Genomic DNA, 1,729 nt, shown 5'->3' with positions numbered 1-1,729 from the left:
AACAAACGGGACATACCCCGGCTTCACTCCCACTTCCCGGACGAAGATGACTTCCGCGGAAAATCGGCGGTCGCGACCCACTCTAAGACTTAGCCAACTGGCCCTGAAGATTGCTCGATATGAACTTCGAGCAATGGAAGGTTCCACCGAATTTGCCGCCGTACCCAAAAAAGATCGGCGAGTAAACTATCTGTTTGGAACAAGCCTGTTTTGTGACGGGGAACAGCGCTGAGAATGCACACTATTTCCGTAGGATTCGAATGATGAGAAATGTCATGTGGGCTACGTTCAGCACAATCGTTCTTCTGCTTGCTTCGACGGGAATCGCTTCCGCACAGGGGGCGCTGCACGCTCGCGCATTACCCTTCAGCGGAACCTGGGGAGTTCGTATTCTTCTTCCCACGGCATACGACAAAAACGATTCAGTGAATGCTGAAAACTTCGACGTCGATGCGTTTATGGAACAAGTCGATCAGTTAACCTCCATCAATCATGTCATGATCAATATCGGCCGGGGGCATCAAGCCAGTTGGTATTCTTCTCCCTATCCGAAAATGGAAGCGATCATGGGAAGTGATCTCTTTCCAAAACGCGACTTTTTCGGCGAGATGGTGGATGCGTTAAAGGCCAGAAACCTCAAAGTGCTCGTCTATTTTAGTGTGACCGGCATGGATCGCGGCTATCTCACAAAAGAGCAAATGGCCAAATGGAGAGCTTATCTCGCTTCGGCCGGATTAACCCATAACGAGGGCGTGGCCCAAATGATGGAGTACTATTCTCTGAAGTATGGTGACAAAATCGACGGGTGGTGGGTCGATCGTGTTACGCCAAAAACCACGGATGCAGAGAAATCACGCTTCGCGAACGCACTTCGTGCAGGCAATCCGAATGCCATGGTTACGATGCATACCAAAGTCGGTTATCCAATCAGACAGGGAACCCCGGAATGCGATTATACCGCGGGACACCCCGTTCCGATGATAACTCAGCCACCATGGACGTTGGCTAATGTGGCCATGGTCGAAAACATTGAAGCCGGGCCCTGGATGAACCAAAGCGGAGAACCTGATGACCGCGAAGGAACAGCTCTCGGGGCCATTTTCATGCCGTTTCAGGAACAATGGCGAAACGGAAAGGCGGGTTTTCCGACCGACCAAGCGATTCAATGGACAACACGGACGATGGACGCAGGCGGCATGTATACGTGGGCTGTTGCGCGCGAAGGCAATGGATTTGCATTGCCTCAATTCAAGCAATTAGTCGAGATCAACGCTGCGATTGAACGAAGAAACGCGCATTAGCGCCGACGTGCAATTCGTGCTGACAACACTTCGGCGCTGATCAACGTGTCGGTGCAGAAGAAGTATTGATCGCGATGCGTTGAAAAGCGGATGGGTCGAGCGGTTTGGTGAGGCTCAACTATCGAAGCACCGCCGAAGCGGTTTAGTCTTCGATCACGAACCTAACGGCAGCGAAGACGAGAATCAATCGATTGGCCGTGTCGCGATGACGCATTATCGATGACGATGGATCCAACTGCTTTCAACTCACTGACGCGCGAATCATGGCGGCTTTTTTGCTTGGTTTTGTAACCGTGAGAATTCACCACTCTCACGCAGGCAAGCCGCTTTTGTCTATCCCAATCTGACAACTCGGCATGCCGCGAAAGCGGAAAGGACTGAGCTAAGCAGGAACATAGAAGTGATTCGGTACAACGACAATTCCGCTG

The 1,729-nt window shown here is 51.5% G+C and carries 1 protein-coding gene; it reads left to right on the top strand.

Features of this window, described 5'->3' with window-relative positions; genetic code table 11:
• Positions 1-263 precede the first annotated feature (263 nt).
• Entirely contained in the window at positions 264-1,301 is a 1,038-nt protein-coding gene (locus NB063_RS26915; protein ID WP_250932152.1) for a hypothetical protein, read from the top strand.
• The last annotated feature ends 428 nt before the right edge of the window (positions 1,302-1,729 follow it).

It is taken from the genome of Aporhodopirellula aestuarii (assembly GCF_023701485.1).
GTDB lineage: Bacteria > Planctomycetota > Planctomycetia > Pirellulales > Pirellulaceae > Rhodopirellula > Rhodopirellula aestuarii.
The sequence above is the reverse complement of the archived record's forward strand: the minus strand, read 5'-3'. Positions and strand labels throughout refer to the sequence as shown.

Bases quoted from the DNA above. Each gene is read 5' to 3' on its own strand.
- NB063_RS26915 (WP_250932152.1), top strand. From the start codon at position 264: ATGAGAAATGTCATGTGGGCTACGTTCAGCACAATCGTTCTTCTGCTT.